Below are 26,321 nucleotides of genomic sequence, written 5' to 3'. Positions count from 1 at the left end.
ATTAATCGTCTTCCTCTTCTAAAAGCTCTGTTCCCGGATTTTTCGGCGGGAAAGCGATAGAGAAGATTACAAAACCGATAAATGCAAACACAAGTCCCGGTATAATTGCCTGAGAGAAGTGGATTCCGAAAAGGTATCCCTTGGAAAATTGTTCAAGATAAACCACAACAATTGTTCCGAAAATCAGAGAAGCAATAGTACCGGCTTTTGACGCCTTTGCCCAGTAATGTCCCATTACATATGGGAAGAAAGAGCCGGCGGCACGTAAAGTGAAGCAGAACATCAATATTGATACAATACTCTTTGTATTAAATAATGCAATCAAAAGAGATAAGAATCCGACTATAATCATAGTTATCTTAGTTACATTCATAACTTCCGAACTCTTTGCATTCGGACGAATATAAATCTTGTAAATATCATTTGCAAATATAGAACCTGCACCCAAAAGGTCGGAGTCCGAACTTGACATTGTAGCTGAAATTACTCCTGAGAAGAGCAGTCCGCAGACGATGGCAGGCATGGTACGGATAGCAAGAATAGGTAGAGCATATCTTGCGCCAACCGATGCAAAGTCCTTATCTGAGAATTTTCCCATATTAATTAATGCCAAAACGATAATTCCCAGTATTGTAGGAACAAACGCATAAATGAAATTAAGCAATGCTGCAAGCCATGCTCCCTGTTTAGCCGCGGTCTCGTTCTTTGCCGCATAGAAACGGGAAACTGCTTCCTGTCCGACGGAGAATGTTCCGACATACATGATTACAAGTGAAATAATACCGAATAAATCATATCCTGAGAAAAGATTCATTGTTTCAGGTGTAACATTTGTAACAACGGCGCTCCATCCTCCTGCGTAGTTAAGAGCAAAAGGAACCGCGGCAAGCATACCTAAAATAATTAAAAATACCTGAACGAAATCGGTTAATGTTACACTCCAAAGTCCACCCATAATTGAATAAATTGTTACGACAACGGCTACTATAATAACCGAAACTTTATAGCTGATTCCAAGCATAGTGGATAAAATTACGGAAGAAGCTATAAATTGTCCTGCTGTAAGCCCTATAAGAGGAAGCAACATAATAATTGCCGTAACAAATCCCGATTCCTTGCCATATCGTCTGCGGAAATATTCCGGAACTGTTTTTACTGTAGCGGCACGAAACTTAGGTGCTATAAAAGAAAGGATGGCAAAGGCGATTCCCATTGTAATAATATACCAGGCAGCACTTAAGCCGTATCCTGACATACCGTTTTGGACAACTCCTAACGAACTTCCTCCTCCTATCTCCGTTGCGGCTAAAGTACCTGCCATAAGAAAAGGTCCCAGTCGCCTTCCGGCAACCATAAAGTCGGTGTTACTGTTGATTTTAGTTGAGGAATACCAGCCTATAAAAAGCATGGCAATCAAATAAACTATTACGACAGCTGTTACGATCCAATTTGCACCCATAAAAAACTCCTTTCTGTACACAAACATAGATGCCTTGGAAAGAATTTTCGACAAAGTATTCACGAACATAGTTTTATTCTGCCGAAAATCTATCCGTCAAAGTTGAATAAAACTTTCTGTACTTATTATTTTAATAGAAAAATTCATATTAAACAAGTAAAAATTGTCCAAAAAACAGATAAATAAAAAAGCGATGTAAAATACTTTCACACCGCTCACAATTAATATATTAAATTATCTTCCCTGCATTATAGGATCTGTAGGATCGTATGTCTGGTTTGCAGGAATTGGCTGCTCTATAGCGTCCTTCTCAACAGGACCCTTATTTGTAGGATCGTTGTAAACTATAACAGGTGTGTTCATCTTGGTGTTGTAATATACCCAAGCCGCATCACCTGCACGGAGTCTTAAACATCCGTCAGATCTTGCATCATCAATATAGTTGTATGTAGATGCGTCAAGTCTGTTTGAATCCGCTTTATCATAGTAGATAAGTGAGTGAATGATATATCCGTCCTTAAATCTTGAAAGGAACTGACAATAGATATTGTCATGCATTATTTTCCATCTGTACTTAACATATGTCTTGAATGTACCTATAGGTGTAGCAGGTCCGTCAGTTGACATGAAAGTCTTGTAAGGAATTATATATCCGTTTGCACCGTCTTTAGCCATGATGTACATGGTCATTGTTGCTTTATTGTACTTAATCTCATAAGAATCCTGTAATCCCATAACAGGCTCAAGATCTCTTACAACGGCACCTGTATTCTCATCAAGATAATACTTATATCCGTCTATATACTGCCATCCCTTTTGAGTTGCACCGTCTTTAAAATAGTACTGGTCATTATTATAAAATCCCCATCCGGTATAGGCATCTTTTGATGAATACTGAACCTGACCGTTGGCATCTACATAAGTTCCTTCATAAACAGGAGCTTCCATAAGTACCTTTGTCGGCTCTGTGAATGCTGTCTGCTTGTCCCAAAGTGTAAGCTTAAGAGCTACTATATATCTGTCTGTACCGATAGTACCGAGAGTCTGACCGTTCTTAGCCCAGTCAAGTACGGTTCCGTCATTTAAAACGGCCTTGTAATAAAGGTCGCTTCTTACACCTGTATATCCTTTTACTCTTATTTGAACAGCCTGAACCTTGTTTGCAGGATCTGTAATAGGTGCAGTCTCCTTAGAGTTCATCCATGTTGACCAACCTGAGTTCATATTGTAGGTTCTGTAGTAATATCTACCTATACCTGAATGATTGAGATAAAGCTTGTTAAAACCGTCTTTTGCATAAGCATAAGCACTTGTGTTTGTCTCGGCACCTGAGATCTCCTGATCTGCAGTATTCCAAAGTCCGAAGTGAACCATCTGAGTTTCACCAAGTACAGGCTCGGGATTTGTATTTCCGTTGCCTACATTACCAAGACCTGCATTGGCAACTACGCTGTCAAGGTCAAGGTTTTCAGGCATATTTACATTGTTGATGGTGGAAGGTATATAATCGTTTGTAGATACCACCTCACCTGTAGCTGCAGAAGTTGCAGCCTCTGTACTTTCAGCTGTTTCGGTCTGTGCTGATGTTTCTACAGCTACCGAGCCGGCTGTGACATTTCTTCTTATTGTTGCTGCAAATACGTTGGATGATAATACTGAAGAAATCATCAATGCTGACGCAAATACAGCTGAAAATCTTTTTAAATGCATATTTCCTCCTTAAAAAGAATACATTAGTAAACTAAAGTCACTATGGTTTAAAATTATAACATATAAATAAATTTTGTTCAATTGATTTAAATATTACATAAATCTTTCATTTGTTAACGAATGTTACATTATATAAAATCTTTGCCTGATTTGATTGCGAAAATCAATATAAAGGGGTTATAATAGTCATTAGTTTATATATTGACGATATAGATAAGTTATATATTAGGAGGCAATATGGAAAAACTTTACTGTAAAGGCGGAGGTTGTACCGCAAAGCTTGGAGCGGGAATACTCAGCCATATACTTGAGAGATTGCCGAGGCAAAATTTTGACAAAAATTTAATGGTGGGTTTTGATGCAAAGGATGATGCGGCGGTTTATAAGCTTACTGATGACATTGCATTTGTTCAAACACTAGATTTCTTCCCGCCGATGGTGGAAGATCCGTACACATTCGGACAGATAGCGGCAGCAAATGCCTTAAGTGATGTATATGCTATGGGCGGTGAGGTAAAGACAGCACTCAATATAGTATGTTTTCCGCAAAGCAGTGATTTAAATATCCTTGGAGAAATAATGCGAGGCGGACTTGAAAAGGTAAAAGAAGCAGGCGGTGTGCTTGCAGGCGGCCACTCAATAGATGATACTGATGTAAAATACGGTCTCAGTGTTACAGGTATAGTAAATCCTAAGAAGATTTATTCAAATAATACCGGAAAACCGGGAGACAGACTGATACTTACCAAAAGACTTGGAGTGGGAATTATATGTACTGCCGCAAGAATAGGTGAGGCGGATGAGAATACCTTAAATGAAGCTGTTGATTCTATGAGAACTTTAAATAAATATGCCTGTGAAATATCAAAAAAGTATGATATTCATGCATGCACCGATGTAACAGGTTTCGGATTTTTGGGGCATCTTATGGAAATGATGGGTGATGATAAGTCCTGTCAAATTTATGCAAAGCAGATTCCGGTATTTGAAGCCGCAAAAGCTTTGGCGGATGAATTCCTCATTACTGCCGGAGGACAGAGAAACAGAAATCATGTGGGTGAAAATGTGATTTTTGAGGATGTTCCTTTTGCTATGGAAGAGATACTGTTTGATCCTCAAACTTCAGGCGGACTTTTGCTTGCTGTTGGAGAAGAGGAGGCGGATGCACTTTTAAATGAATTAAAAGAAGCAGGTATGCCTGCTGCAATAGTAGGAGAAATAAAAGAAAAAGAAAATACAGCTATAAAAGTAGCTTATAAATAGGAGGAAAATATGATTAAAGTAAATGCGATAGGTGATGCATGTCCGATACCGGTGGTTAAGACAAAGAATGCGATAAGAGAACTCGGCGGAAGCGGAGCGGTAGAGGTAAGTGTTGATAATGAGATTGCGGTACAGAATCTTTTAAAGATGGCAAAGCAAAAAGAGTACGAGGCATCTTTTGAGAAAAAGTCAAATACGGAGTATATCGTTACCATCAATGTAAACGGGGGAGAAGCTTCCGAGGCTAAACCTGTTACAAAGACTGCAGTAAAGTCTGATGAAATAAAATTAAAAGAAACAATTGTGGTAATAGATTCCGATAAGATGGGCGACGGTGATGAAGAGTTCAGTAAGACTCTTTTAAAGGGCTTTATCTATGCTCTCAGTTCACAGGATATACCGCCTGCAAAAATCCTGTTCTACAATACAGGTGTAAGAATTACTACAGAGGGTTCTGCAAGTATTGAAGATTTGAAGGTTTTGGAGAATGCAGGTGCAAAAATCTATTCATGTGGTGCATGCCTTAACAATTACGGACTTAGTGAGAAGCTTTTGGTAGGTGAGGTGACAAATATGTATGATATTGTAAGTTATCTCATGGAAGCCGATCTTGTAATCAGACCATAATGATTTATCTGGATAATGCCGCCACTACATTCAAAAAACCGATAAATGTAATAGAAGCTATAAACCATGCGCTTACATCCTATGGAAACAGCGGAAGAGGTGCATACAGGGCCGCGCTTGATTCAGGTAGAATGGTCTATGAAACAAGAGAAAAGATTTCAAGATTTTTCGGAAGCGGCGACCCTTCAAAAGTGATTTTTACATCCAATGCTACAGAGAGTTTAAATATCGTATTGTTCGGACTGTTCGGCAGTGGAGATCATGTAATAAGTACGGTAACGGAGCATAACAGCGTGCTTAGACCGCTCTATAAGCTTGAAAAAACCAAGCATATAGGCATTGATTTTATCGGAATAGATGAAAGCGGAAAATTAAAATATGATGAATTTGAAAAGCATATAAAAGAAAATACAAAGGCTATAATTGTAAACCATGTATCAAATGTGTCCGGTGAAATATCGGATATAGAGTATATCGGGAAAATAGCAAAAAAGAATAATCTGTATTTTATAGCGGATGTATCTCAAAGTGCCGGAAATATCAAGATAGATATGAATAAAACGGGGATAGATATCCTCTGCTTTACGGGGCATAAGGGACTGTTCGGACCGGGAGGAACAGGCGGTATAGTTATAAATTCCGATATTTTGATAGATACCTTTAAGGTAGGAGGAAGCGGTGTGCAATCCTTTAATAAGGAGCAGCCTGATGAGTATCCCACAAGATTAGAGGCCGGAACTTTAAATATTATGGGTATTGCGGGACTTGGTGCCGGAATTGATTTTATAAATGAAGTCGGAATTACAAATATACATAAAAAAGAGATGTATCTGTTAAAAAGGCTTTATAAGGGTATAAAGGATATAAAGGGAATAAAGTTCTACACTGACTGTTCTGAATTTGAAAAAGAACCGGAGTTTATAAGGCATGGGAGTATTTTGCCGTTAAATATAGACGGAATTCATTCGGGAGATCTGGCTGATTATCTTGGTGAAGACTATGATATAGCGATAAGAGCAGGTGCTCACTGTGCGCCATTGATGCATAAGGCTTTTGGAACAGTGGACGAGGGAATAGCAAGATTTTCATTCTCATATTTTAATACCGAGGAAGAAATAGATGCTGTTATAAAAGCGATAAAAGAAATAGTGGAAGAATAATGAGAGAAAAAAGTTGGAAATATATAGTGACCTTTCAAACCACCACAGCCGCAATGGCATTTGAAAGTCTGTGTGCAAAAGAAAATGTACCGGGAAGGCTGATACCCGTTCCGAAAGAACTTTCCTCAGGTTGCGGTTTGGCATGGTGTGTTCCTTTTGAGTCGGCGGATTTGATAGATAACTTGATTAAAAAAGAAAATCCTCTGTATGATAAGGCAAGTAAGGTTTGGCATTAAAACTATATAATAAACAGTGTTAAACAAATATGTAAATTATTAACATGTTTAGTCTGAAAAATAGTATGATTTGCTCATAAAAAAAAATATTTAGATTGATTTTTGCAAGAAAAAATGATAGTATATGAAAAATAAAAGCTATAACGATATTTTTTATTAAATATACCAAAGGAAAGTTTACAATTAAACAGTTAATATGTAGATATTTGACGCATCAGAGAATATCTGATGCGTATTTAAACCTTTTCTATTGATATCTTTTTAACAATAAGAAATTTAAATATTGATCCTTAGTACATTTCATCTCTAAGAGATGTAAAAATAAATGTCTTTTTTAAGGAGGATTAAAATGAGTGAAAAGACAAGTAGTTCAAATGTAAGTATTGATAATATTTACAAATTGGACGGAAGAGTTCCTGTGGCAAAAGCAATACCTTTCGGACTGCAACATGTTATGGCCATGTTCGTTGCAAATCTGGCGCCTATACTTCTAGTATGTGGTGCGTCAAAGTTACTTGGAAGTGATGCTGATAAGATTGGTGGAGTGGAGCTTGCGAGAATCATGCAAAGTGCCATGTTTATAGCGGGCCTTGGAACTTTGGTACAGTTATATCCTGTATGGAAAATTGGTTCAAGATTGCCGGTTGTAATGGGAGTCAGCTTTACCTTTGTGCAGGCACTAGGCTACATAGGTACTAATTTTAATTATCAAACAGCGATTGGTGCGATAATAGTCGGTGGATGTATAGAAGGCTGTCTCGGATTAACTTATAAGTATTGGAAAAAGATAGTTTCACCAATAGTTTCGGCTTGTGTAGTTACTACCATAGGTTTTTCTCTGCTTGCAGTAGGTGCAAAAAGTTTCGGAGGCGGATATGTTGATGATTTCGGTGCTCCAAAATATATGCTTGTTGGACTTATTACACTTGTATCATGTATAGCATTCAGTTCACTTGCAAAGGGATTTTGGAAGCAGCTAAACGTAATGTTCGGTCTTATAGTTGGATATATAATTTCTCTTATATTTGGTATTGTAGATTTTTCGCATTTTACCGGAACAATAAATACAGTGGGATTTATTGCATTGCCGAGAGTATTGCCATATAAGCCAATATTTAATCCCGGTGCAATTTTGTCTGTTGCTCTAATCTTCTTGGTATCTGCTGCAGAGACTATCGGTGACACCACTGCGGTTGTTGCAGGCGGACTTGACAGAGACATTACAGAGAAGGAAGTATCGGGATCACTTGCATGTGACGGTTTCTTAAGTGCCGTATCAGGTGTGTTTGGATGTATGCCTATAACATCATTTTCACAGAATGTAGGTCTTATTGCAATGACAAAGGTAGTAAACAGATTTACTATTATGTTTGGTGCATTGATCCTTATATTGGCAGGAATATTCCCACCGGTAGGTGCATTCTTTTCAACATTACCGGAACCTGTACTCGGTGGATGTACAATAGTGATGTTCGGTACTATAGTGGTAAGTGGAATGGATATGATTGGGAAATGCGGATTCACTCAAAGGAATACAATAATTGCGGCTTTATCTATAAGTATCGGAATAGGATTTACTCAGACACCGGGCATATTTGATTATTTCCCTAAGGTTATAGGAGATATTTTTGCAGGTAACTCCGTAGCGGGCGTATTTGTACTTTCAATGTTATTAAACTTCGTATTGCCGAAGGATATGGATGTAAAGAAATTGGTAGGTATGCAATAAATGATAATTTCATTAGTTGGTGGTGGTGGAAAAACCACCACCATGTTTTATATAGGGAGATATTTTGCTAAAAGAGGCAAAAAAGTTGTTATAACAACAACAACTCATATAATAAAGCCGGAAGAATATATTGAAATAGATTCTGCAAAAGAGCTTGAAAAAGTTGAGTTTAAGGATGAACCTGTGGTTATAGGAAAAGATGTAGGTGAAAAATTATCATCTCTTGATATAATAGAGGTGAGGGATTTTAATAAATATGCCGATATAGTATTGGTTGAGGCTGACGGAGCAAAGCGCTTACCTATAAAAATCCCAAGAGAAGGGGAGCCTGTAATACCTGAGAATACCGATATTTGCATAGTATGTATGGGTATTGATGCTGTCGGAAAAAAGATAAGTGAAAAATGCTTCAGGTATGAAAGAGCTGTTAAGCTTTTCGGATGGGATGAGAATCATGTTCTCAGTACGGAAGATGCCGCAAAGATTCTTACAGATGAAAGGGCGGAGTTTAAAGGTGTAAACAACAGAAAAACTTTATTTATTATAAATAAAACCGACACTGAAGAAGATGTAAAGAAGGCTTTAGAGATAGAAAAATATATAAAGATTTTCTGTGAAGCAAACGGTTTTAAAAATTTCAAGGTTTCAATAACATCATATAATAATAACAGAGAGTTTTGTGATTTTGAATTTTTAGTCTAGAGAGAAGGTTTATGATGGACAAAAAGATTTGGATAAGAGGTGCCGGAGATTTGGCAACGGGAATTGCTTTAAGATTGTACAGATCGGGATTTGATATAGTAATGTCTGATATCGCCGTACCTACTACGGTAAGAAGAACGGTTGCATTCTCACCTGCCGTTTATACAGGTGAGGCAAGTGTTGAAGGTATAACAGGTAAGCTCTGTGAAAATATTTCAATGATTGATACTGTAATGGAGTCGGGATGTATACCTGTGATAGTGGATCCAAGCGGGGAAATTATGAAGGAATATAAGCCGGATGTGATAGTGGATGCAATTATCGCAAAGACAAATATAGGCACCAAAATAACCGATGCCGATATTGTAATAGGTGTAGGACCGGGATTTGAAGCAGGAGTTGACTGCCATGCCGTAGTTGAAACCAAAAGAGGACATAATCTCGGCAGAGTAATATGGAGCGGAAGTGCTTATCCGAATACGGGAGTTCCCGGAAATATAGGCGGATACACTGTGGAAAGAATCATCAGGGCAACTGCAGACGGAGTGTTTAAGGCAAAGGTAAATATCGGAGACTATGTAAAGGCAGGAGATTTGTTGGCATACTGTGATGAAACCCCTGTATATGCAAATATTGACGGTATTGTCAGAGGACTTTTACAAGACGGTGTAAAAGTAAAGACAGGTATGAAATCGGGAGATGTGGACCCCAGAGCAGAAAGGGAGTATTGCTTCACCGTATCTGATAAGGCAAGTGCCATAGGAGGCGGGGTACTGGAAGCAATACTTAGTAAAATAAGCGGCAGGAAAGCTTAATGGATTTGGTGATTCTGGCTGCCGGAGAAGGTAAAAGATTCGGAGGTGACAAGCTTCTGGCAGATATCAAAGGGGTTAAGCTCTATCAATATATGGAAAAAATATATAAAAGAGCATATGACTTTGATAATAAGATAATAGTAAGTAAGGATACCGAGATTTTAGATTATTATAAAAAGAACGGATTTATAACCATATATAATGGTAAACCTGAGCTTGGAAAATCCCGCTCAATAAAGCTTGCGGTGGAGAAACTGAAAAATATTGAGAATTCAGGAAGTGTATTATTCGGTGTCTGTGATCAGCCTTTATTAAGATCACAGACAATAACAAAGATAATAGATGAATTTCAACAATCGAATAAAACTATAAGTAGTGTAAGATGTAAAAACAGGCTTGGAAACCCATGTATATTTTCCAGTGAGTATTTTGATGAACTGCTTTTACTTGGAGAAGAAGAAGGCGGCAAAAAGCTTATAAAAGCGCATATTTGTGAGGTTTTATTTGTAGATATAGAAAATGAAGACGAACTTTTGGATATTGATACGAAAGAAACTTATTATTATGTACTTGATAAAATACATTGATAAAAATAGAATAGTACAATTCTTATATATATATTGATAATTCAAATAAATATAGGGCATAATTCATATAAAAACTTCGCAAAAAATTTGACGAAAACCTAATTAGATGATATCCTCTAATCAAATAGATATTTAAATTATATTCTATGTTTCTCTTTTGGAGAGTTTACATAAAAATATTAAATTAGAGGACTTATATAAGCTCATAATCGGTTGAGCGTCTCTACCAATTACCGTAATAATTGACTATAGGCCCACAGAAATTGTGGGTGGAGTGAGGTGTGTTTCCATGCACAATGGAAAGCACCTCATATTTTTATTAGGGGAGAATATGATAGTTAAAGGGAATTTGGTGGATTGTACAAAGAAATGTACGATCAGAATAAGAGAAAAAAGCTTTTTAGTGGTTGAAGACGGTATTATATCAAAAATATATTCGGAAGATGAATTTCCCGATTCTTTAAAGAATGAAGAGATAGTAGACTACGGAGATTCTTTGATATTACCGGGACTTATAGATATGCATCTTCATGCTCCGCAATTTGTTTTCAGAGGGCTTGGAATGGATATGGAACTTTTGGATTGGTTGAATACATATACATTTCCGGAGGAAGCAAAATATAAGGATATTGAATATGCAAAAAAAGCTTATAAAAAATTTGTTGATGCACTGACTAAAAGCTATTCCACAAGAGCGGTAGTATTTGCAACATTGCATACAGATGCCACAATACTGTTGATGGATATGCTTGAAGAGAGCGGATTGAAATGTTTTGTAGGTAAGGTAAATATGGACAGGAATTCTACAGATGAACTTATTGAGACTACAAAGTCATCTATAGATTCCACAGTTAAATGGCTTGATATCTGTAAAGACAGATACAAGAATATAAAACCTATAATAACTCCGAGATTTATTCCAAGTTGCAGTGATGAACTTATGAAAGAACTTGGTAAGATTAGAGGTGATACTTACGGTTTACAGTCACATCTATCGGAAAATCCGAAAGAAGTGGAATGGGTGAGAGAACTTTGTCCGGATTCGGAAGGATATCTGGATGCTTACAATAAAAGAGGTAATCTGAATAAAAGTAAGGTAGACACGGTTATGGCACATTGTGTATACTCTGATGAAAAGGAGATTGAACTTTTAAAGGAGAAAAATGTGTATGTCGCTCATTGTCCGCAGTCAAATATATGTCTGTCATCGGGAATAGCACCTATAAGGAAGTTCCTTGATAAAGGCATTAAGGTGGGACTTGGAAGTGATATAGCGGCGGGATTTTCACTGAATATATTTAACCAGGCGGTAGAAGCAATAGGGCTTTCAAAGCTTTATTGGAGATATATAGATAAAAATTCAAAACCTTTGGAGCTTGCCGAGGCATTTGCCATAGCAACAAGAATCCCCGGAAGTTACTTCGGAAAGGTGGGAGCCTTTGAAGAAGGATTTGAAGCGGATATGTTAGTAATAAATGATGAGGAATTGAATAAGGATATTGATGATATAAGAAAGAGATTTGAAAGATTCCTATATCTGTCAGATGAATGCTCATTGAGAGCAAAATATGTATCCGGACAAAAAACAGTTACTTTTTAATTTTATATTTTTATCAACTTACAAAGACACACAGCCAATCGCTACAAGAGGATAAAGGTATATAAATTAAATAATATAAAAATAATAATTTAGAGAGGAAATAATATGGAGGTTGGAAAAAGTATCACCAGAGTGGATGCGTTTGACAAGGTCACAGGTAGAACAAAATATACCGACGATTTATGTGATGCAGGAGCATATGTGGCAAAAATAGTGCATTCCACAATAGCTCACGGAAAAGTTCTTTCCGTTGACACAAGTGAGGCTGAGAAGATTGAGGGAGTTGTTAAGATTGTTACCTGTTTTGACCTTGGACAGTATAGAAATTACTTCCCTACAGCAGGACACCCATGGTCTACAGATGTAAGTCATCAGGACGTTGCAGACAGATTGCTTCTTACTGATGAAGTTAAATTTTACGGTGATGATGTTGCTGCGGTTATAGCTGAAAATGAAGTGGCGGCAAATCAGGCGCTCAGAGCTATAAAAGTGGAATATGAAGAGTATCCTGTGGTTACAGATGTTTTGGAAGCTATGAAAGACGGCGCTCCACAGATTCATAAGGATTACCCTAACAATATTTTAAAGCACACAAGTCTTAGCAGAGGTAATTATGCCGAGGCAATTAAAGAAGAGGGTCTTACGGTAGTTGACAGATGGTATACTACAGAGCCTGTACAGCATTGCCATATTGAAAACTTTATCTGCTATGCATATGCTGAAGGCAAAAGAATTACCGTAGTTGCGTCCACACAGATTCCTCATATTGCAAGAAGAGTCGTAGGTCAGGCTCTAGGAATTCCGTGGGGAGATGTAAGAGTTATCAAGCCTTATATCGGCGGTGGATTCGGAAATAAGCAGGATATACTTTATGAGCCGCTTTGTGCATTCCTTTCATTACAGGTTGGCGGACATCTTGTAAAACTTGACTGCAGCAGAGAGGAAACTTTCTTTGCAAACAGAACAAGACATGGTATAAAGTTCCATATAATTTCCCATGTAAGAAAAGACGGTACATATGCGGCAAGGAAGATAGAAGCATTCTCAAATCAGGGTGCATATGCTTCACACGGACATTCAATTGCAGCAAAGGGACTCGGTGCTTTCCCACAGCTTTATCCATGTGATAATGTTGAAGGCGATGCATATACTGTATTTACAAACAGACCTGTAGCCGGAGCCATGAGAGGATACGGAATTCCGCAGGCTATGTTTGCGGTAGAGTCTCATACGGAAGATGTTGCGAAGATAATGGGTATTCCACCTATCGACTTCAGACTTAAGAACCTTATGCCACAGGGATATAAGGACGCTTTTTCAAAGAATGAAAACTACTATGATACATTCAGACAATGTATCGAAAAAGGCAAAGCTTATATGGACTATGACAACAGAGTCAAAGAGCTTGCAAAACAGACAGGCAGAGTAAGAAAAGGTATAGGAATGGCAACATTCTGGTACAATACCGCAGTTTGGCCTATATCACTTGAGTCATCATCATCAAGAATGGTACTCAATCAGGACGGTTCCGTAACATTACAGCTTGGTGAGACTGAAATCGGTCAGGGAGCGGATACGGCATTCTCACAGATGGCTGCAGAAGTTCTTGGAATCAGAGCTGATGAAGTGCATGTTGTTTCAAACCAGGATACCGATATTACACCTTTCGGTACAGGTTCATACGCTTCAAGACAGACCTATGTAGGCGGTTTCTCCATTGCAAAGACTGCAGGACTTTTGAAGCAGAAGATTCTTGACTATGCTTATATTTTGACAAATATGCCGCCTTCAATTACAGATATCAAGAATTCTATGATAATAAGAACTACAGACAACAGAGAGCTTATTTCATTGAGTGATTTGGCAACGGAAGCACTTTATTCTCTCAGCGACAGCAGACATATTACAGCGGAGTCTACAGCACAGATTAAGTCAAATGCATATTCATTCGGATGCTGCTTTGCGGAAGTTGAAGTTGATATAGATATGTGTAAAGCAAAGCTCACAAAGATTATAAATGTACATGACTGCGGTAAGCTTATCAACCCTGCACTTGCAAAGGCACAGGTTGAGGGCGGTATGAGTATGGGTATAGGATATGCGCTCTCGGAGGTACAGCTTGTAGATAAGAAGACAGGAAAAGTGCTCAATGACAACTTACTCGATTATAAATTATCTACATGTATGGATCATCCGCATCTTGAGACGGCATTTGTTGAGAATCCTGAGCCTACATCACCTTTCGGTACAAAATCATTGGGTGAGCCACCGGTTTGTCCTGTGGCACCGGCTATAAGAAATGCTATTATGAATGCTACAGGTGTAGGTGTTAATGAATTACCTTTACGTCCGGAAAAACTGTATGAATATTTTGATAAAGCAGGTTTACTTAAGTAGGAGGAAGAAATGTACGATATAAAAGCTTTATACGAGGCGACAAGCGTAGATGATGCTTGCAGACTTTTAAAAGAACATCCGGGCTCACAGGTTATTGCCGGCGGAAGTGATGTTTTGGTACAGATAAGAGAAGGTAAGAGAGCGGGTAAGGAGCTTGTAAGTATCTATATGCTTGATGAGCTTAGAGGAATCTGCCTTGATGCCGATGAAAATATAAGAATAGGATCTTTGACAAGCTTCTCACATATTACAAAGAATCCTATTATACAAAAATACATCAATGTACTTGGTGAAGCTGTGGATCAGATAGGTGGACCGCAGATCAGAAATATAGGAACTATCGGCGGAAATACATGTAACGGTGTTACATCAGCCGACTCCGCATCTACACTTTTTGCATGGGATGCACAGGTTGAGATAGCCGGAGAAGGCTACAGAAGATTAGTACCTATAAATGAATTCTATATAAAGGCCGGTACAGTGGATTTAAAAGAGGGAGAGATACAGACAGCAATCATTATCCCGAAGAAGGCTTATGAAGGTTATAAAGGTCATTATATAAAGTATGCCATGAGAGAGGCTATGGATATCGCTACTACAGGATGTTCGGTAAATGTAAAACTCTCAGAGGATAAAAAGAGCTTTGAGGATGTAAGAATAGCTTACGGTGTAGCAGGCCCTATTCCTATGAGAGTTCCTTCAGCGGAAAACTTTATAAGAGGAAAAGAAGTTAATGAGGAGAATATAGAGGCTTTTGCGCAGAAAGTTTTGGAAGATATCAATCCTCGTGATTCATGGAGAGCAAGTAAAGCTTTCAGATGTCATATCGGTGTTGTTATGGCAAGAAAAGCTTGTGAAAAGGCTGTAAAGCAGGCAGGAGGTAAGGTCGATGACAGGACAGAGTTATAAATTAGTCAGTTGTACCATAAACGGCAAGAAATGTGAAAAAATGGTAGATGTAAGAAGTTCACTTACAGATATGCTCAGAAATGACTATAGACTTACTTCCGTAAAAAAAGGATGCGAAGTAGGAGAGTGCGGAGCATGTAATGTTCTTATAAACGGAGAGGCATTCAACTCATGTATCTACCTGGCAGTTTGGGCTGAGGGCAAGGATATTCTTACATTGGAAGGTCTTATGGGACCAAACGGTGAGATATCGGATTTGCAGCAGGCATTTATAGATGAGGCTGCTATCCAGTGCGGTTTTTGTACACCGGGATTTGTAATGTCGGCTACAGAGATTCTTAACAGCGGAAAACTCTATTCAAAAGAAGAACTCAGAAAGTTGCTCTCAGGACATCTTTGCAGATGTACAGGATATGAGAATATCCTTGTTGCAGTTGAAAAGACAATGAAAAAGAGACTTGGCATTGACTGATCGATAGGAGCTTGACTTTTGGAGGGAGTATGAACAAAGATAGTTTAAAGCGACTGATTGATGTGGCAAATGGGAAGAAAAAAGCTGATCTTGTACTAAAAAACGGATCTATAGTGGATGTCTGCAGCGGAAAAATATTTAAAGCGGACCTTGCTGTAGCGGAAGGTTATATTGCAGGATTTGGAGAATATGATGGTGAAGTTGAGGTGGATATAGAAGGGAAATATATCTCACCGGGCCTTATGGATGCACATATTCATATAGAGTCATCATACTGTACTCCTGAAGAATTCGGCAGAATGGTGGTACCTCACGGTACTACCACTGTCATAGCGGATCCTCATGAAATAGTGAATGTATGTGGTATAAAGGGTTTTCACTATATGCAGGAGGCTGCAAAAAACACCTGCCTTTCAGTTAAATATATGATGCCGTCCTGTGTACCTGCAACAAAGATGGAGGATGCGGGATATGTGATATCGGCTGAGGATATGGCAGATGATATAGTGTCAAAAGATGTTCCGGGACTCGGTGAGTTTATGGACTACAATGCAATCATTGAAAATGATGATATTGCACTTGATAAACTTGTTTTAGCAAAGAATCACGGAAAAATTGTAGACGGACACAGTCCGAATCTATGCGGTAAGGCACTGAATGCATATGCCTGTGCAGGAATTGACACGGATCATGAGTGCTCCACACTTGAAGAGATGGAAGACAGACTTGAAAGAGGCATCTATGTACAGCTAAGACAGGGATCAGCCTGTCACAATCTTGGCGCACTTATACCGGGTATAAATGAGTTTAATTTCAGAAGATGCTTATTATGTTCGGATGACAGACAACCGAAGACTATATTTGAGGACGGACATCTTGAATATCATCTGAAAACTTTGGTAAATGCCGGAATCTCACCTGTTATGGCTTTGGCAATGGCTACTGTGAATGTAAGTGATTGCTATGGACTCAAAGACAGGGGAATGATAGTACCGGGAAAGAGAGCGGATCTTGTGATTTTTGAAGATTTGAAAGATTTCAAAGTATCATCGGTATATATTCTCGGTGAGGAAGCGGCAAGAGACGGAGAGTATCTCAAGGAGTTAAAAAAGCATGATTTTACAGATGTATCAAACACTGTACATCTGGATAACTTCAAAAAGGAAATGCTACAAATGTGGCTAAAGTCTGATGAAGTTTATGCAATTGAAATGATTGCGGGAGGAGTGCTTTCAAAGAAAACAAAAATAAAGATAAAAAGAGATGAAAACGGTCTTTTTGTCTTTGATAAGAATATAGATGCCTGCAAATGTGCGGTTATAGAGAGGCATCACAATACAGGTAAGATTGGACTGGGAATAATAAAAGGTTATGGCATACAAAGCGGTGCCATAGCGGCATCTGTAGCACATGATTCACATAATATCATCTGTGTAGGTGTAAATGATGATGAGATGAATCTTGCTATTGAGAATGTAAAACAAAACGGTGGAGGTTTTGCGCTGGTAAAGGACGGAAAGGTGATTGAAAGCCTGTCTTTACCTGTAGCGGGACTTATGAGTGATTTAAGCGGTGAAGAGGTTTCAAAGAAACTTTTAAGTCTTCACAAAAAGGCTGTAGTTGAATTAGGGGTTAACGAAAGCCTTGAGCCTGTTATGTCACTCACATTTATGTCACTTATTGTTATTCCCGAGTTGAAACTCACTGCCCGAGGATTATTCGATATTTTTGAGAATAGGTTCATAGACATTGAGGCGGATTAGATTTTTAAAATATATTGAATGGCAGTGATATATATTTAAATCTTATGAATTAAAATTGACTTACAAGGAAACTAAAAAACTCCGGGCCGTTTTTTACCGGAGTATAATAAAAAAAAGGAGACTATATATGGAAAAGTTTTTTAAACTGAAAGAAAACGGAACCGATGTAAAAACCGAGATTATTGCCGGTATAACAACATTTATGACAATGGCATATATACTGGCGGTTAATCCGGATATCTTAAGTTATGCAGAGATGGACAGAGGTGCCGTATTTACAGCAACTGCAATAGCTTCATTTTTAGGTACCGCACTTATGGCGTTGTTTGCAAACTATCCTTTTGCACTTGCACCGGGTATGGGACTTAATGCATATTTTACTTATAGTGTAGTTTTAGGTAAGGGATATAGCTGGCAGACAGCTCTTACAGCGGTATTTGTAGAAGGTATTATTTTTATAGCACTCTCAGTTACAAATGTGCGTGAGGCTATCTTTAATGCGGTTCCAAAAAACTTAAAATCAGCTGTAAGTGTGGGTATCGGACTTTTTATCGCATTTATCGGACTTCAAAATGCTAAGATCGTTATAGGCGCTGGTAAAACACTTGTACAATTATTCTCACTTGGAGAATACAACAAGGTACATGGCGTTGAAGGTGTATTGGCTACAGGAAATGATGCAGGTATTACAGTTGTCATCGCTATCATAGGTGTTCTTATTACAGCATTCCTTGTTGTAAAAGAAGTAAAGGGAAATATCTTACTCGGCATATTGGCAACATGGGTTCTCGGTATAATCGCTCAGGTTACAGGTTTGTATGTTCCAAACCCTGCACTCGGTTTTTACAGTGTGTTACCTGATTTTTCAAACGGATTAAGCATACCGAGTATAGGACCGGTTTTATTTAAGCTTGAGTTCCACAAGATTGCAACATTGGAGTTTGTCGTAGTTATGTTTGCATTCTTATTCGTAGATATGTTTGATACTATCGGTACATTAATCGGTGTATCTACAAAGGCCGGAATGCTTGATAAAGACGGTAAGCTTCCAAATATCAAGGGTGCTTTACTTGCAGACGCTGTAGCTACTACAGCAGGTGCAATGCTTGGTACAACAACAGTTACAACATTCGTTGAGTCCGCTTCAGGTGTTTCAGAAGGTGGAAGAACAGGTCTTACAGCAATGACAACAGCAGTTCTTTTTGCTGCTTCACTGTTATTATCACCTATATTCCTTGCAATACCTTCTTTTGCGACAGCACCGGCACTTATAGTGGTAGGATTCTATATGTTCTCAAATGTTGTACATATTGATTTCTCAGATATGACAGAGGCTATTCCTTGCTATATCTGTATAGTTGCAATGCCGCTCTTCTACAGTATTTCAGAGGGTATTTCAATGGGAATTATATCTTACGTATTTATCAATGCTGTTACAGGAAGAGCTAAGAAGGTTACACCGCTTATGTATATACTTTCAATATTGTTTATATTGAAGTATATATTACTCTAGGTTTTACTTATATTTTCACTGCCTTGAATAGTTTTTAATAAATGAAGAGATATGGGGAGACTCGTATCTCTTTTTTAGTGAAAAATGGGGATTTAATAGAAAAGGGGGCTTTAATTTTTCAATCCTGAAAGTGTGGGATAAATATGCATATTAGTACTTTGTGCACAAATAAATACAATTTAAAATGTTTACTTTTAATAACAGCTTGGCAAGTGCCAGAAAGTAGAAACAGAATACAATAGAAGTATTGAAATTTATTTTCACAAATGGTAAGATACTTTCAGATGGAGGTAGTAAAAATGAATGACAGAATCAAAAACCTAAAAGGGAAACTGATTGTTTCATGCCAGGCGCTGGAAAATGAACCGTTACATTCAGACTTCATTATGGGGAGAATGGCTCTCGCGGCAAAGATGGGCGGAGCTTGCGGCATCAGAGCAAACACTGTTGTGGATATCAAGGAGATACAAAAACAGGTGGATTTGCCGATAATCGGAATAATTAAAAAAGATTATGATGACAGTGAGATTTATATCACACCTACAATGGACGAGGTAGATGCTTTGGTAGAAGCGGGAGTTGATATAATAGCACTGGATGCGACGAACAGACTCAGACCGAATAAGAAAAGCTTAAAGGAGTTCTTTGGAGAAGTTAGAGCAAAGTATCCGGATAAGCTGTTTATGGCGGATTGTTCTACAGAAGAGGAAGCAATCTTTGCGGATGAATTAGGTTTTGACTTCATCGGTACTACTATGGTCGGATATACAAAGGAGAGTGAAGGGCTAAGGATTGAGGAGAACGATTTTGAGATATTGAGAAATATCCTCGCTAAAGTAAAACATAAGGTAATAGCTGAGGGTAATATCAATACACCTGAGAAATGTAGGAGAGTAATAGAACTTGGAGCGTTCAGTGTGGTTGTAGGTTCAATTATTACCAGACCGCAACTTATAACAAAAGAATTTTCAAAGGCGCTTGAACAGGTTGTGTAAAGGAATAATCTTGAGTGTAAGACTCATTAAGGAGGAAATATGAAGAAATTATTGTTAACAGGTTTGACACTTACAGCGGCGGGTATGCTCGCGGCATGTGGAGGAGGAAAAGCGGCAGATCAAACAAGTGCAGCGGCTGATTCAAAGGCGGATACAAAGCAGGAGGGAGCAAGTGAAGCGGCAGGAGATACTGCCGAGGTATCACTTTGGACATATCCTGTAGGAAAATGGGGAGACTCTGCAACAGTTGACGGAATTATCAAAAAGTTCAATGAGAAGTATCCAAACATTAAGGTAACTGTAGAGTATCTTGACTATCAAAACGGTGATGACCAGATCAACACAGCTATAGAAGGAAAGCAGGCACCGGATATCGTACTTGAAGGACCTGAGAGACTTGTAGCAAACTGGGGTGCAAAGGGACTCATGGTTGATTTAAAGGATATGTTTGAGAAGGATGCGGCATCAGATATCTATGATCCTGTAAAGGCTGCATGTAAGAGTCCTACAGGTGAGTTTTATGAGTATCCTGCATTCATGGTTGCACATTGTATGGCTATAAACAAGACAATGTTTGAGAAGGCTGATGCATTACAGTATCTTGATTTGGATACACATACATGGACAACAGACAACTTCCTTAAGGCTGTTCAGGCGGTATATGATTCAGGACAGCAAAATGTAGGTGCTATCTACTGTGTTTCACAGGGTGGAGATCAGGGAACAAGAGCTTTGGTAAACAATCTTTACTCAGGTACATTTACAGATAAGGATCATACAAAGTATACAGTTGATTCTGAAGAGAACAAGAAAGCTTTACAGGCAATTGTCGATCAGGCAGGTTTAAACTTCGATCCGTCTATAGCAGGTGGTGATGAGATTACACTTTTCAGAAACGGTACTTTGGCAATGTCACTTTGCTGGAATGCATCACAGCAGACAAATTCAGATAACGGCCCTGCAGGAAAGACAAATGCAGGTGATGAGATTATACCTATGTTATTCCCAAGTGATGACGGCGTTACAGAGCTTTGCGGCGGTATCTGGGGATATGGAATCTTTGACAACGGAGATGCAGGTAAGATTGAAGCTGCAAAGACATTTATCGACTTCGTATGTAATGATGAGGCACAGGTTAAGGAAAGCGTTAAGGCTTCAGGATTCTTCCCTGTAAGACCTTCTGTAACAGGTGTATATGAGGGAACAGAGACAGCTGATGCAATGAAGCTTTTCGAAGAGAAGTTCATGCCTTCAATGGGTGACTACTATCAGGTAACAAAGGGATGGACTACAGCCCGTACAGAGTGGTGGAACATGCTTCAGAGAATAGGTGCAGGCGGCGATGTGGCAACAGAGGTCGCAACATTTACAACTAACGCAAACGCGGCAGCAGCTCAATAATAACAGTAGTAAAATACTGATCTTTAAAAAATAGTTAGGTGATCTAACATGTTATAAAATGTTGCTAGAGAGTTTCTTTAGCAACATTTTTTAGAAAGGGGAAACATGGCAAAGGGTGTTTATACAACTAGGTCAAAGGAATTGGTAAGAAGAGAAACCGCTTCAGCTTATATGTTTTTATTACCAAGCCTTGTATTCTTTATCGGTTTTGTAATAATACCGATGATTATATGTATATATACCAGCTTCTTTGATTCTACGATGGGCAAGGATGCTAAGGATGTATTTATCGGATTTGGAAATTATATAGAACTGTTTCAAGACGGAATTTTTCTAAAGGCACTTAAAAATACCTTTGTTATTGTTATCGTTTCAGTTCCTGTGGTTTGTATATTTTCATTGTGGGTTTCATCCGTAATATACAATCTAAATGATAAAGTGCTTTCAGTTTTCAGATGTATCTTTTATCTCCCTGTAGTCACCGGTTCGGTAGCCGTTACAGTGGTTTGGAAGTGGATGTACAATAATTATTACGGTATCTTCAATTATATCGGAAAAGGTACAGGTGTTTTAAAAACAAATATCAACTGGCTTGGAGACGAGAGATTTGCTCTGGCATGTATCATACTTATCCTGCTTACCACATCTGTAGGTCAGCCTATAGTATTATATGTATCCGCACTTGGAAATGTGGATAATTCATTGGTTGAGGCCGCACAGGTGGACGGAGCAAATGAGTTGCAATTATTCTGGAAAATCAAATGGCCGCAGATTATGCCTACAACATTATATATTCTTGTTATAACAACTATTAACAGTTTCCAGTGTTTCGCTCTTATACAGCTTTTAACATCAGGCGGACCGAATCATTCAACAGATACTGTAATGTATTATATCTATTATATGGCATTTAAGATGTTCAGATACGGATACGGAAATGCAATGGGCGTGGTACTTGCAATATTTATAGCGGTATTGTCTGCAATTCAGTTTAGAGTGGCAAAGGAGAGATAATATGAAAACTTCAAATACACTAAAAAAACTGTATACTGTTGTATCGATAATTGTACTGATAGCTTTGGCGTTTTGCTTTGTTTTTCCACTGTATTGGATAGTTACAGGTGCATTTAAAACACCTGTTTCAATAAATTCACCGGTACCTGATTGGATACCTAAGGAGCTGGTACTTGATAACTTTAAAAAGCTGTTCTCAAGACAGACGGCACCTATATTTGAATTGGGATTCATAAAGGGACCTATGGCGCCTGCGGCAGTAAGATGGATGATAAATACGGTATTTATGGCGGTTATGGCCATGGTACTTACATGCCTTACAGCATCTATGGCGGGATATGCACTTGCAAAAAAGAGATTTCACGGAAGAATTATACTTTTTACACTTATAGTATGTGCTATGGCATTGCCTAAGCAGGTTATTCTGATACCTCTTATCAGAGAGATGTCCGCACTTAAGCTTTATAACACTATATGGGCGGTTATACTTCCTACCGTAGGATGGCCTTTCGGTGTATTCCTTATGAAGCAGTTCTCCGAGGGTATACCTACAGAAATGCTTGAAGCTGCAAGAATTGACGGTGCAAGTGAATTTAAAACATTTACTGATATAGTTTTCCAGATGGTAAAGCCGGGAGTGGGTGCTTTGGCAATATTCACATTTATTAACAGCTGGAATGATTATTTCATGCAACTTATTATGCTAAGTTCTACTTCTAATTTGACAATTTCTCTCGGAATTGCTAAACTACAAGCAGAAAACTCGACAGATTTCGGACTTATAATGGCGGGAGCTACACTGGCCGCAGCACCTATACTGATAGTGTTTATTGCACTTCAAAAATACTTTACAAAAGGTATTACTCTGGGTGCTGTAAAGGGTTAGTAAGTAGCGGAAAGAGGGGAAAATGATATACGAAAAATCAGTGATTCCGATAATAGAATCAAAATATACGCTTTTTACAAATACTGAAAAAAAGATAGCGGATTATTTTTTACAATGTGATGCAAATATGGATATAAATATCCAGAATGTGGCCGAACAGCTCTATGTATCACAGGCATCTATTTCAAGATTTGCAAAAAAGTGCGGCTTTGTAGGTTTCAGAGAATTTATATTTGCCTACCTGGACAGTGCAAGAGTGAAAAAGCCGAACGGTAACAGCACTACACAAAATGTATTTAATACATATCAGGATCTTTTGAATAAGGCATATTCACTGCTTGATAACGATCAGGTACAAAGAATAGTGAAGATGCTTGTAAATTCAAAGAAGGTCATAGCTGTAGGTAAGGGAAGTTCAGGATATGCGGCAAGTGAAATGGAGAGCCGTTTTGTGAGAGTGGGACTTGATATAGACTCTCTTACGGATTCAGACAGAATAAGAATGCAGTCGGTATTTTTAAAAGACGGAGATACAGTGGTCGCATTCAGTATAAGCGGTAAGACTGAGGATATTATTTTCCTTTTAAAGCATGCACATGACAGAGGCAAGAAGACCGTATTTTTCACAGCGGCGGACAACCCTCATTTACATGAATTCTGTGATGAGGTTGTATTGGTGGCTTCACTTGAATATCTGGAGAACGGAAATCTTATTTCTCCACAGTTTCCGATGTTACTTGTACTTGACCTTATATACAGTGAGTACATAAATATCGATCCTGTTTTTAAGAGTGCAATCTTGGAGGATACCGTTACTACTTTAAATAAGAAAGAAGATGACAGAAGATTTTATCTGTCAAGACCGACCAGATAATTATTATATGAAAATTCGGTAAAGAGCTTGTATTATACTCGACAAAGTAATTTACAGGCTCTTTTGATATTATTTTCAATTTTACTGTATAAATATCCGCTTGAAAAAATATATTAAAAGCATTATAATGTCAATGCAAATGATAGAAGTAAATACAATGGCTACTTATATTCATTTTAAGAACGTGCATTTATTTCAGATTGTTTGCAGATAAAATAAAAATAGATATGTCAATTATCGGCATCTATTTGTGAAGGGATGATCTTAGTGGCTAAAGAAAACCGAAATACTACAGGAAGTAAGGCATCAAAAGGCAGTGAAAGTGCAAATAAGAAAAAGATGTCACCGCAGGAGTTCTTACAGAAACTGGAGGAACTTGTAAATAAGGGCATGGCTTCTGACATGAAACTTAATATAGGTGAGATAAATGATTTTTTTGCGGGTACGGAGCTGAATGCCGACAGCGTAGAGCAGATTTATTCTTACCTTGAGAACAAGGGTATTGAGATCAATGAAAACATCTCGGATGATATTAATATTGATATTGACAATATTGATAATATAGACAGTATTGTAGATGATGACTCACTACTCTTAGACGATGATGATGAGTTTGACAAGGACTCTGAAGAGGACATAGATCTCAGTGCGATTGACCTGCTTGAAGGTGTAGGTACTGAAGACCCTGTAAGAATGTATCTTAAAGAAATAGGTACTGTACCTCTCTTGACAGCAAATGAGGAGCTTGAATTGGCGAAAAGAAAACAGGATGGCGATGAATACGCAAAGCAGCGTCTTATAGAAGCTAACCTTCGTTTGGTTGTAAGTATTGCAAAGAGATATACAGGAAGAGGAATGAGTTTCCTTGACTTGGTACAGGAGGGTAATTTAGGCCTTATAAAAGGTGTAGAGAAGTTTGACTACACAAAGGGCTTTAAGCTTTCAACATATGCTACATGGTGGATCAGACAGTCTGTAACAAGAGCACTTGCAGATCAGGCAAGAACCATAAGAGTTCCGGTACATATGGTAGAGACCATAAACAAGATGAGCAAAATGCAAAGAAAACTTACTTTGGAACTGGGTTATGAGCCAAGTGTTACAGAACTTGCAAATGCACTTGATATGACTGAAGAAAAGGTCATGGAAATAATGCAGATTGCAAGAGAGCCGGCATCTTTGGAGACTCCTATAGGTGAGGAAGATGATTCAAACCTTGGAGATTTTGTTGCAGATGCAAATGTTTTGACACCTGAGGGAAATGTTGAATCGGTAATGCTCAGAGAGCATATCGATACATTGCTTGGTGACTTGAAAGAAAGAGAAAGACAGGTTATTGTGCTTAGATTCGGTCTTGAGGATGGACATCCTAGAACCTTGGAGGAAGTAGGAAAAGAGTTCAAGGTAACAAGAGAGAGAATAAGACAGATTGAGGCTAAGGCTTTGAGAAAGCTCAGAAATCCTGTCAGATCAAAGAGAATCAGGGACTTTTTGGCGTGATGAAGAGAAATTTACAAAAAGAATTGGAAGATATTATAAAGAAAGAGGAAGCTTTGGGCAATCGCCCAAGGCTTCTTCTTCATGCCTGCTGCGGACCGTGTTCATCATATTGTATGGAATATTTGGAAAAGCATTTTGATTTGACTGTGTTTTTTTACAATCCGAATATTGATGATACCAAGGAATATAAGCTCAGGGTGGAAGAAGCAAAGAGACTGATAGAAGAGATGGATTTTACTTCAGAGGTAAAATTCATCGAAGGAGATTATGATCCGAGCATTTTTCACAGCAGAATAAAGGGATATGAAAATGAAAAAGAGGGCGGAAAAAGATGTGATATCTGCTTTGAGCTAAGACTGCATGAGGCTGCAAAAGCGGCATCAGATTACGGTTTTGACTATTTTACAACTTCTCTTACCATTTCACCTATGAAGAATGCCGAAAAACTTTGTGAAATAGGCGAAGAGGTGGCTAAAGAATATAATGTAAAGTATTTGCCGAGCAATTTTAAGAAGAAAAACGGATATAAGAGATCTGTGGATTTGTCTAAGGAACATGAGCTTTACAGGCAGGATTATTGTGGATGCTCATTTTCAAAACGAGAGTCGATTGAAAGAGCCAAGGCAAGAGAGAATATCGTTTGACGATTGGTATACTTTGATTTATAATTAATAGGTAATGTTTATATCAATGATCAAAAGATCTTGAA

23 protein-coding genes and 1 riboswitch are annotated in these 26,321 nt (G+C 38.2%); of the genes, 21 read left to right on the top strand and 2 right to left on the bottom strand.

Annotated features, from left to right (window positions below; all coding sequences use genetic code 11):
• Window position 1: 1 nt before the first annotated feature.
• Window positions 2–1,459: a sodium:solute symporter family protein gene (locus HMPREF1135_RS06765; protein WP_007593440.1), complete on the bottom strand. Its 1,458-nt coding sequence runs from the start codon at window positions 1,457–1,459 to the stop codon at window positions 2–4.
• 234 nt (window positions 1,460–1,693) lie between these two features.
• Window positions 1,694–3,169 carry a L,D-transpeptidase family protein gene (locus tag HMPREF1135_RS06760; protein ID WP_007593439.1) on the bottom strand — a complete coding sequence of 492 codons (1,476 nt, stop codon included), beginning with the start codon at window positions 3,167–3,169 and terminating at the stop codon, window positions 1,694–1,696.
• A gap of 237 nt (window positions 3,170–3,406) precedes the next feature.
• Here HMPREF1135_RS06760 and selD point away from each other — a divergent pair, with 237 nt between their 5' ends.
• The 21 genes from selD to HMPREF1135_RS06655 all read left to right on the top strand — a co-directional run bounded on the left by selD (window position 3,407) and on the right by HMPREF1135_RS06655 (window position 26,256).
• A complete protein-coding gene (gene selD / locus HMPREF1135_RS06755; protein ID WP_007593438.1) occupies window positions 3,407–4,432 on the top strand; it encodes a selenide, water dikinase SelD in 1,026 nt (341 codons plus the stop codon).
• A gap of 9 nt (window positions 4,433–4,441) precedes the next feature.
• Entirely contained in the window at window positions 4,442–5,059 is a 618-nt protein-coding gene (gene yedF / locus HMPREF1135_RS06750) for a sulfurtransferase-like selenium metabolism protein YedF (RefSeq protein WP_007593437.1), read from the top strand.
• Window positions 5,059–6,219, top strand: a complete 1,161-nt coding sequence (locus HMPREF1135_RS06745; RefSeq protein WP_007593436.1) for an aminotransferase class V-fold PLP-dependent enzyme — start codon at window positions 5,059–5,061, stop codon at window positions 6,217–6,219. Before yedF ends, HMPREF1135_RS06745 begins: the two co-directional genes overlap by 1 nt.
• Window positions 6,219–6,455 carry a DUF3343 domain-containing protein gene (locus HMPREF1135_RS06740; protein WP_007593434.1) on the top strand — a complete coding sequence of 79 codons (237 nt, stop codon included), beginning with the start codon at window positions 6,219–6,221 and terminating at the stop codon, window positions 6,453–6,455. Before HMPREF1135_RS06745 ends, HMPREF1135_RS06740 begins: the two co-directional genes overlap by 1 nt.
• A gap of 349 nt (window positions 6,456–6,804) precedes the next feature.
• Window positions 6,805–8,184 carry a uracil-xanthine permease family protein gene (locus HMPREF1135_RS06735; RefSeq protein ID WP_007593432.1) on the top strand — a complete coding sequence of 460 codons (1,380 nt, stop codon included), beginning with the start codon at window positions 6,805–6,807 and terminating at the stop codon, window positions 8,182–8,184.
• Window positions 8,185–8,886 carry a selenium cofactor biosynthesis protein YqeC gene (gene yqeC / locus HMPREF1135_RS06730; RefSeq protein WP_007593431.1) on the top strand — a complete coding sequence of 234 codons (702 nt, stop codon included), beginning with the start codon at window positions 8,185–8,187 and terminating at the stop codon, window positions 8,884–8,886.
• 14 nt (window positions 8,887–8,900) lie between these two features.
• Entirely contained in the window at window positions 8,901–9,701 is an 801-nt protein-coding gene (gene yqeB / locus HMPREF1135_RS06725) for a selenium-dependent molybdenum cofactor biosynthesis protein YqeB (RefSeq protein WP_007593430.1), read from the top strand.
• Window positions 9,701–10,288 (top strand): nucleotidyltransferase family protein, encoded by a 588-nt coding sequence (locus tag HMPREF1135_RS06720; protein WP_007593429.1) that lies wholly within the window; start codon window positions 9,701–9,703, stop codon window positions 10,286–10,288. Before yqeB ends, HMPREF1135_RS06720 begins: the two co-directional genes overlap by 1 nt.
• 173 nt (window positions 10,289–10,461) lie before the next feature.
• Window positions 10,462–10,557: riboswitch (purine riboswitch) on the top strand.
• 62 nt (window positions 10,558–10,619) lie between these two features.
• On the top strand, window positions 10,620–11,888 hold the full coding sequence (locus tag HMPREF1135_RS06715; RefSeq protein ID WP_034242990.1) for an amidohydrolase family protein: 1,269 nt from the start codon (window positions 10,620–10,622) through the stop codon (window positions 11,886–11,888).
• A gap of 105 nt (window positions 11,889–11,993) precedes the next feature.
• A complete protein-coding gene (xdhA, locus tag HMPREF1135_RS06710) occupies window positions 11,994–14,285 on the top strand; it encodes a xanthine dehydrogenase subunit XdhA (protein ID WP_007593426.1) in 2,292 nt (763 codons plus the stop codon).
• Between the two features lie 9 nt (window positions 14,286–14,294).
• The gene (xdhB, locus tag HMPREF1135_RS06705; protein ID WP_007593424.1) at window positions 14,295–15,194 is read left to right on the top strand and encodes a xanthine dehydrogenase subunit XdhB; all 900 of its coding nucleotides are present in this window, start codon (window positions 14,295–14,297) and stop codon (window positions 15,192–15,194) included.
• The gene (gene xdhC / locus HMPREF1135_RS06700) at window positions 15,175–15,666 is read left to right on the top strand and encodes a xanthine dehydrogenase subunit XdhC (RefSeq protein WP_007593422.1); all 492 of its coding nucleotides are present in this window, start codon (window positions 15,175–15,177) and stop codon (window positions 15,664–15,666) included. The genes xdhB and xdhC overlap by 20 nt, the downstream gene beginning before the upstream one ends.
• A gap of 29 nt (window positions 15,667–15,695) precedes the next feature.
• Window positions 15,696–17,429 carry an adenine deaminase gene (gene ade, locus HMPREF1135_RS06695; protein ID WP_007593420.1) on the top strand — a complete coding sequence of 578 codons (1,734 nt, stop codon included), beginning with the start codon at window positions 15,696–15,698 and terminating at the stop codon, window positions 17,427–17,429.
• 127 nt (window positions 17,430–17,556) lie between these two features.
• Window positions 17,557–18,942, top strand: a complete 1,386-nt coding sequence (locus HMPREF1135_RS06690) for an NCS2 family permease (protein WP_007593417.1) — start codon at window positions 17,557–17,559, stop codon at window positions 18,940–18,942.
• Window positions 18,943–19,241: 299 nt separating this feature from the next.
• Complete coding sequence (locus HMPREF1135_RS06685; RefSeq protein ID WP_007593415.1) at window positions 19,242–19,937, top strand: N-acetylmannosamine-6-phosphate 2-epimerase; 696 nt, start codon at window positions 19,242–19,244, stop codon at window positions 19,935–19,937.
• Between the two features lie 39 nt (window positions 19,938–19,976).
• The gene (locus HMPREF1135_RS06680; RefSeq protein WP_007593414.1) at window positions 19,977–21,338 is read left to right on the top strand and encodes an extracellular solute-binding protein; all 1,362 of its coding nucleotides are present in this window, start codon (window positions 19,977–19,979) and stop codon (window positions 21,336–21,338) included.
• A gap of 105 nt (window positions 21,339–21,443) precedes the next feature.
• Window positions 21,444–22,352: a carbohydrate ABC transporter permease gene (locus tag HMPREF1135_RS06675; RefSeq protein ID WP_007593412.1), complete on the top strand. Its 909-nt coding sequence runs from the start codon at window positions 21,444–21,446 to the stop codon at window positions 22,350–22,352.
• Between the two features lies 1 nt (window position 22,353).
• The gene (locus HMPREF1135_RS06670) at window positions 22,354–23,238 is read left to right on the top strand and encodes a carbohydrate ABC transporter permease (protein ID WP_007593410.1); all 885 of its coding nucleotides are present in this window, start codon (window positions 22,354–22,356) and stop codon (window positions 23,236–23,238) included.
• A gap of 22 nt (window positions 23,239–23,260) precedes the next feature.
• The gene (locus HMPREF1135_RS06665; protein WP_007593408.1) at window positions 23,261–24,112 is read left to right on the top strand and encodes a MurR/RpiR family transcriptional regulator; all 852 of its coding nucleotides are present in this window, start codon (window positions 23,261–23,263) and stop codon (window positions 24,110–24,112) included.
• 258 nt (window positions 24,113–24,370) lie between these two features.
• A complete protein-coding gene (gene rpoD, locus HMPREF1135_RS06660; protein WP_084544505.1) occupies window positions 24,371–25,612 on the top strand; it encodes an RNA polymerase sigma factor RpoD in 1,242 nt (413 codons plus the stop codon).
• Entirely contained in the window at window positions 25,612–26,256 is a 645-nt protein-coding gene (locus HMPREF1135_RS06655; RefSeq protein ID WP_007593404.1) for an epoxyqueuosine reductase QueH, read from the top strand. Before rpoD ends, HMPREF1135_RS06655 begins: the two co-directional genes overlap by 1 nt.
• The last annotated feature ends 65 nt before the right edge of the window (window positions 26,257–26,321 follow it).

This window comes from Lachnoanaerobaculum sp. OBRC5-5, from assembly GCF_000296385.1.
Classification (GTDB): Bacteria; Bacillota; Clostridia; order Lachnospirales; family Lachnospiraceae; genus Lachnoanaerobaculum.
The sequence above is the reverse complement of the archived record's forward strand: the minus strand, read 5'-3'. Positions and strand labels throughout refer to the sequence as shown.

Excerpts from the sequence above, each read along its gene's own strand:
- HMPREF1135_RS06765 (WP_007593440.1), bottom strand. The coding sequence starts at position 1,459 with ATGGGTGCAAATTGGATCGTAACAGCTGTCGTAATAGTTTATTTGATT.
- HMPREF1135_RS06760 (WP_007593439.1), bottom strand. The coding sequence starts at position 3,169 with ATGCATTTAAAAAGATTTTCAGCTGTATTTGCGTCAGCATTGATGATT.
- selD (WP_007593438.1), top strand. The coding sequence starts at position 3,407 with ATGGAAAAACTTTACTGTAAAGGCGGAGGTTGTACCGCAAAGCTTGGA.
- yedF (WP_007593437.1), top strand. The coding sequence starts at position 4,442 with ATGATTAAAGTAAATGCGATAGGTGATGCATGTCCGATACCGGTGGTT.
- HMPREF1135_RS06745 (WP_007593436.1), top strand. The coding sequence starts at position 5,059 with ATGATTTATCTGGATAATGCCGCCACTACATTCAAAAAACCGATAAAT.
- HMPREF1135_RS06740 (WP_007593434.1), top strand. The coding sequence starts at position 6,219 with ATGAGAGAAAAAAGTTGGAAATATATAGTGACCTTTCAAACCACCACA.
- HMPREF1135_RS06735 (WP_007593432.1), top strand. The coding sequence starts at position 6,805 with ATGAGTGAAAAGACAAGTAGTTCAAATGTAAGTATTGATAATATTTAC.
- yqeC (WP_007593431.1), top strand. The coding sequence starts at position 8,185 with ATGATAATTTCATTAGTTGGTGGTGGTGGAAAAACCACCACCATGTTT.
- yqeB (WP_007593430.1), top strand. The coding sequence starts at position 8,901 with ATGGACAAAAAGATTTGGATAAGAGGTGCCGGAGATTTGGCAACGGGA.
- HMPREF1135_RS06720 (WP_007593429.1), top strand. The coding sequence starts at position 9,701 with ATGGATTTGGTGATTCTGGCTGCCGGAGAAGGTAAAAGATTCGGAGGT.
- HMPREF1135_RS06715 (WP_034242990.1), top strand. The coding sequence starts at position 10,620 with ATGATAGTTAAAGGGAATTTGGTGGATTGTACAAAGAAATGTACGATC.
- xdhA (WP_007593426.1), top strand. The coding sequence starts at position 11,994 with ATGGAGGTTGGAAAAAGTATCACCAGAGTGGATGCGTTTGACAAGGTC.
- xdhB (WP_007593424.1), top strand. The coding sequence starts at position 14,295 with ATGTACGATATAAAAGCTTTATACGAGGCGACAAGCGTAGATGATGCT.
- xdhC (WP_007593422.1), top strand. The coding sequence starts at position 15,175 with ATGACAGGACAGAGTTATAAATTAGTCAGTTGTACCATAAACGGCAAG.
- ade (WP_007593420.1), top strand. The coding sequence starts at position 15,696 with ATGAACAAAGATAGTTTAAAGCGACTGATTGATGTGGCAAATGGGAAG.
- HMPREF1135_RS06690 (WP_007593417.1), top strand. The coding sequence starts at position 17,557 with ATGGAAAAGTTTTTTAAACTGAAAGAAAACGGAACCGATGTAAAAACC.
- HMPREF1135_RS06685 (WP_007593415.1), top strand. The coding sequence starts at position 19,242 with ATGAATGACAGAATCAAAAACCTAAAAGGGAAACTGATTGTTTCATGC.
- HMPREF1135_RS06680 (WP_007593414.1), top strand. The coding sequence starts at position 19,977 with ATGAAGAAATTATTGTTAACAGGTTTGACACTTACAGCGGCGGGTATG.
- HMPREF1135_RS06675 (WP_007593412.1), top strand. The coding sequence starts at position 21,444 with ATGGCAAAGGGTGTTTATACAACTAGGTCAAAGGAATTGGTAAGAAGA.
- HMPREF1135_RS06670 (WP_007593410.1), top strand. The coding sequence starts at position 22,354 with ATGAAAACTTCAAATACACTAAAAAAACTGTATACTGTTGTATCGATA.
- HMPREF1135_RS06665 (WP_007593408.1), top strand. The coding sequence starts at position 23,261 with ATGATATACGAAAAATCAGTGATTCCGATAATAGAATCAAAATATACG.
- rpoD (WP_084544505.1), top strand. The coding sequence starts at position 24,371 with ATGATCTTAGTGGCTAAAGAAAACCGAAATACTACAGGAAGTAAGGCA.
- HMPREF1135_RS06655 (WP_007593404.1), top strand. The coding sequence starts at position 25,612 with ATGAAGAGAAATTTACAAAAAGAATTGGAAGATATTATAAAGAAAGAG.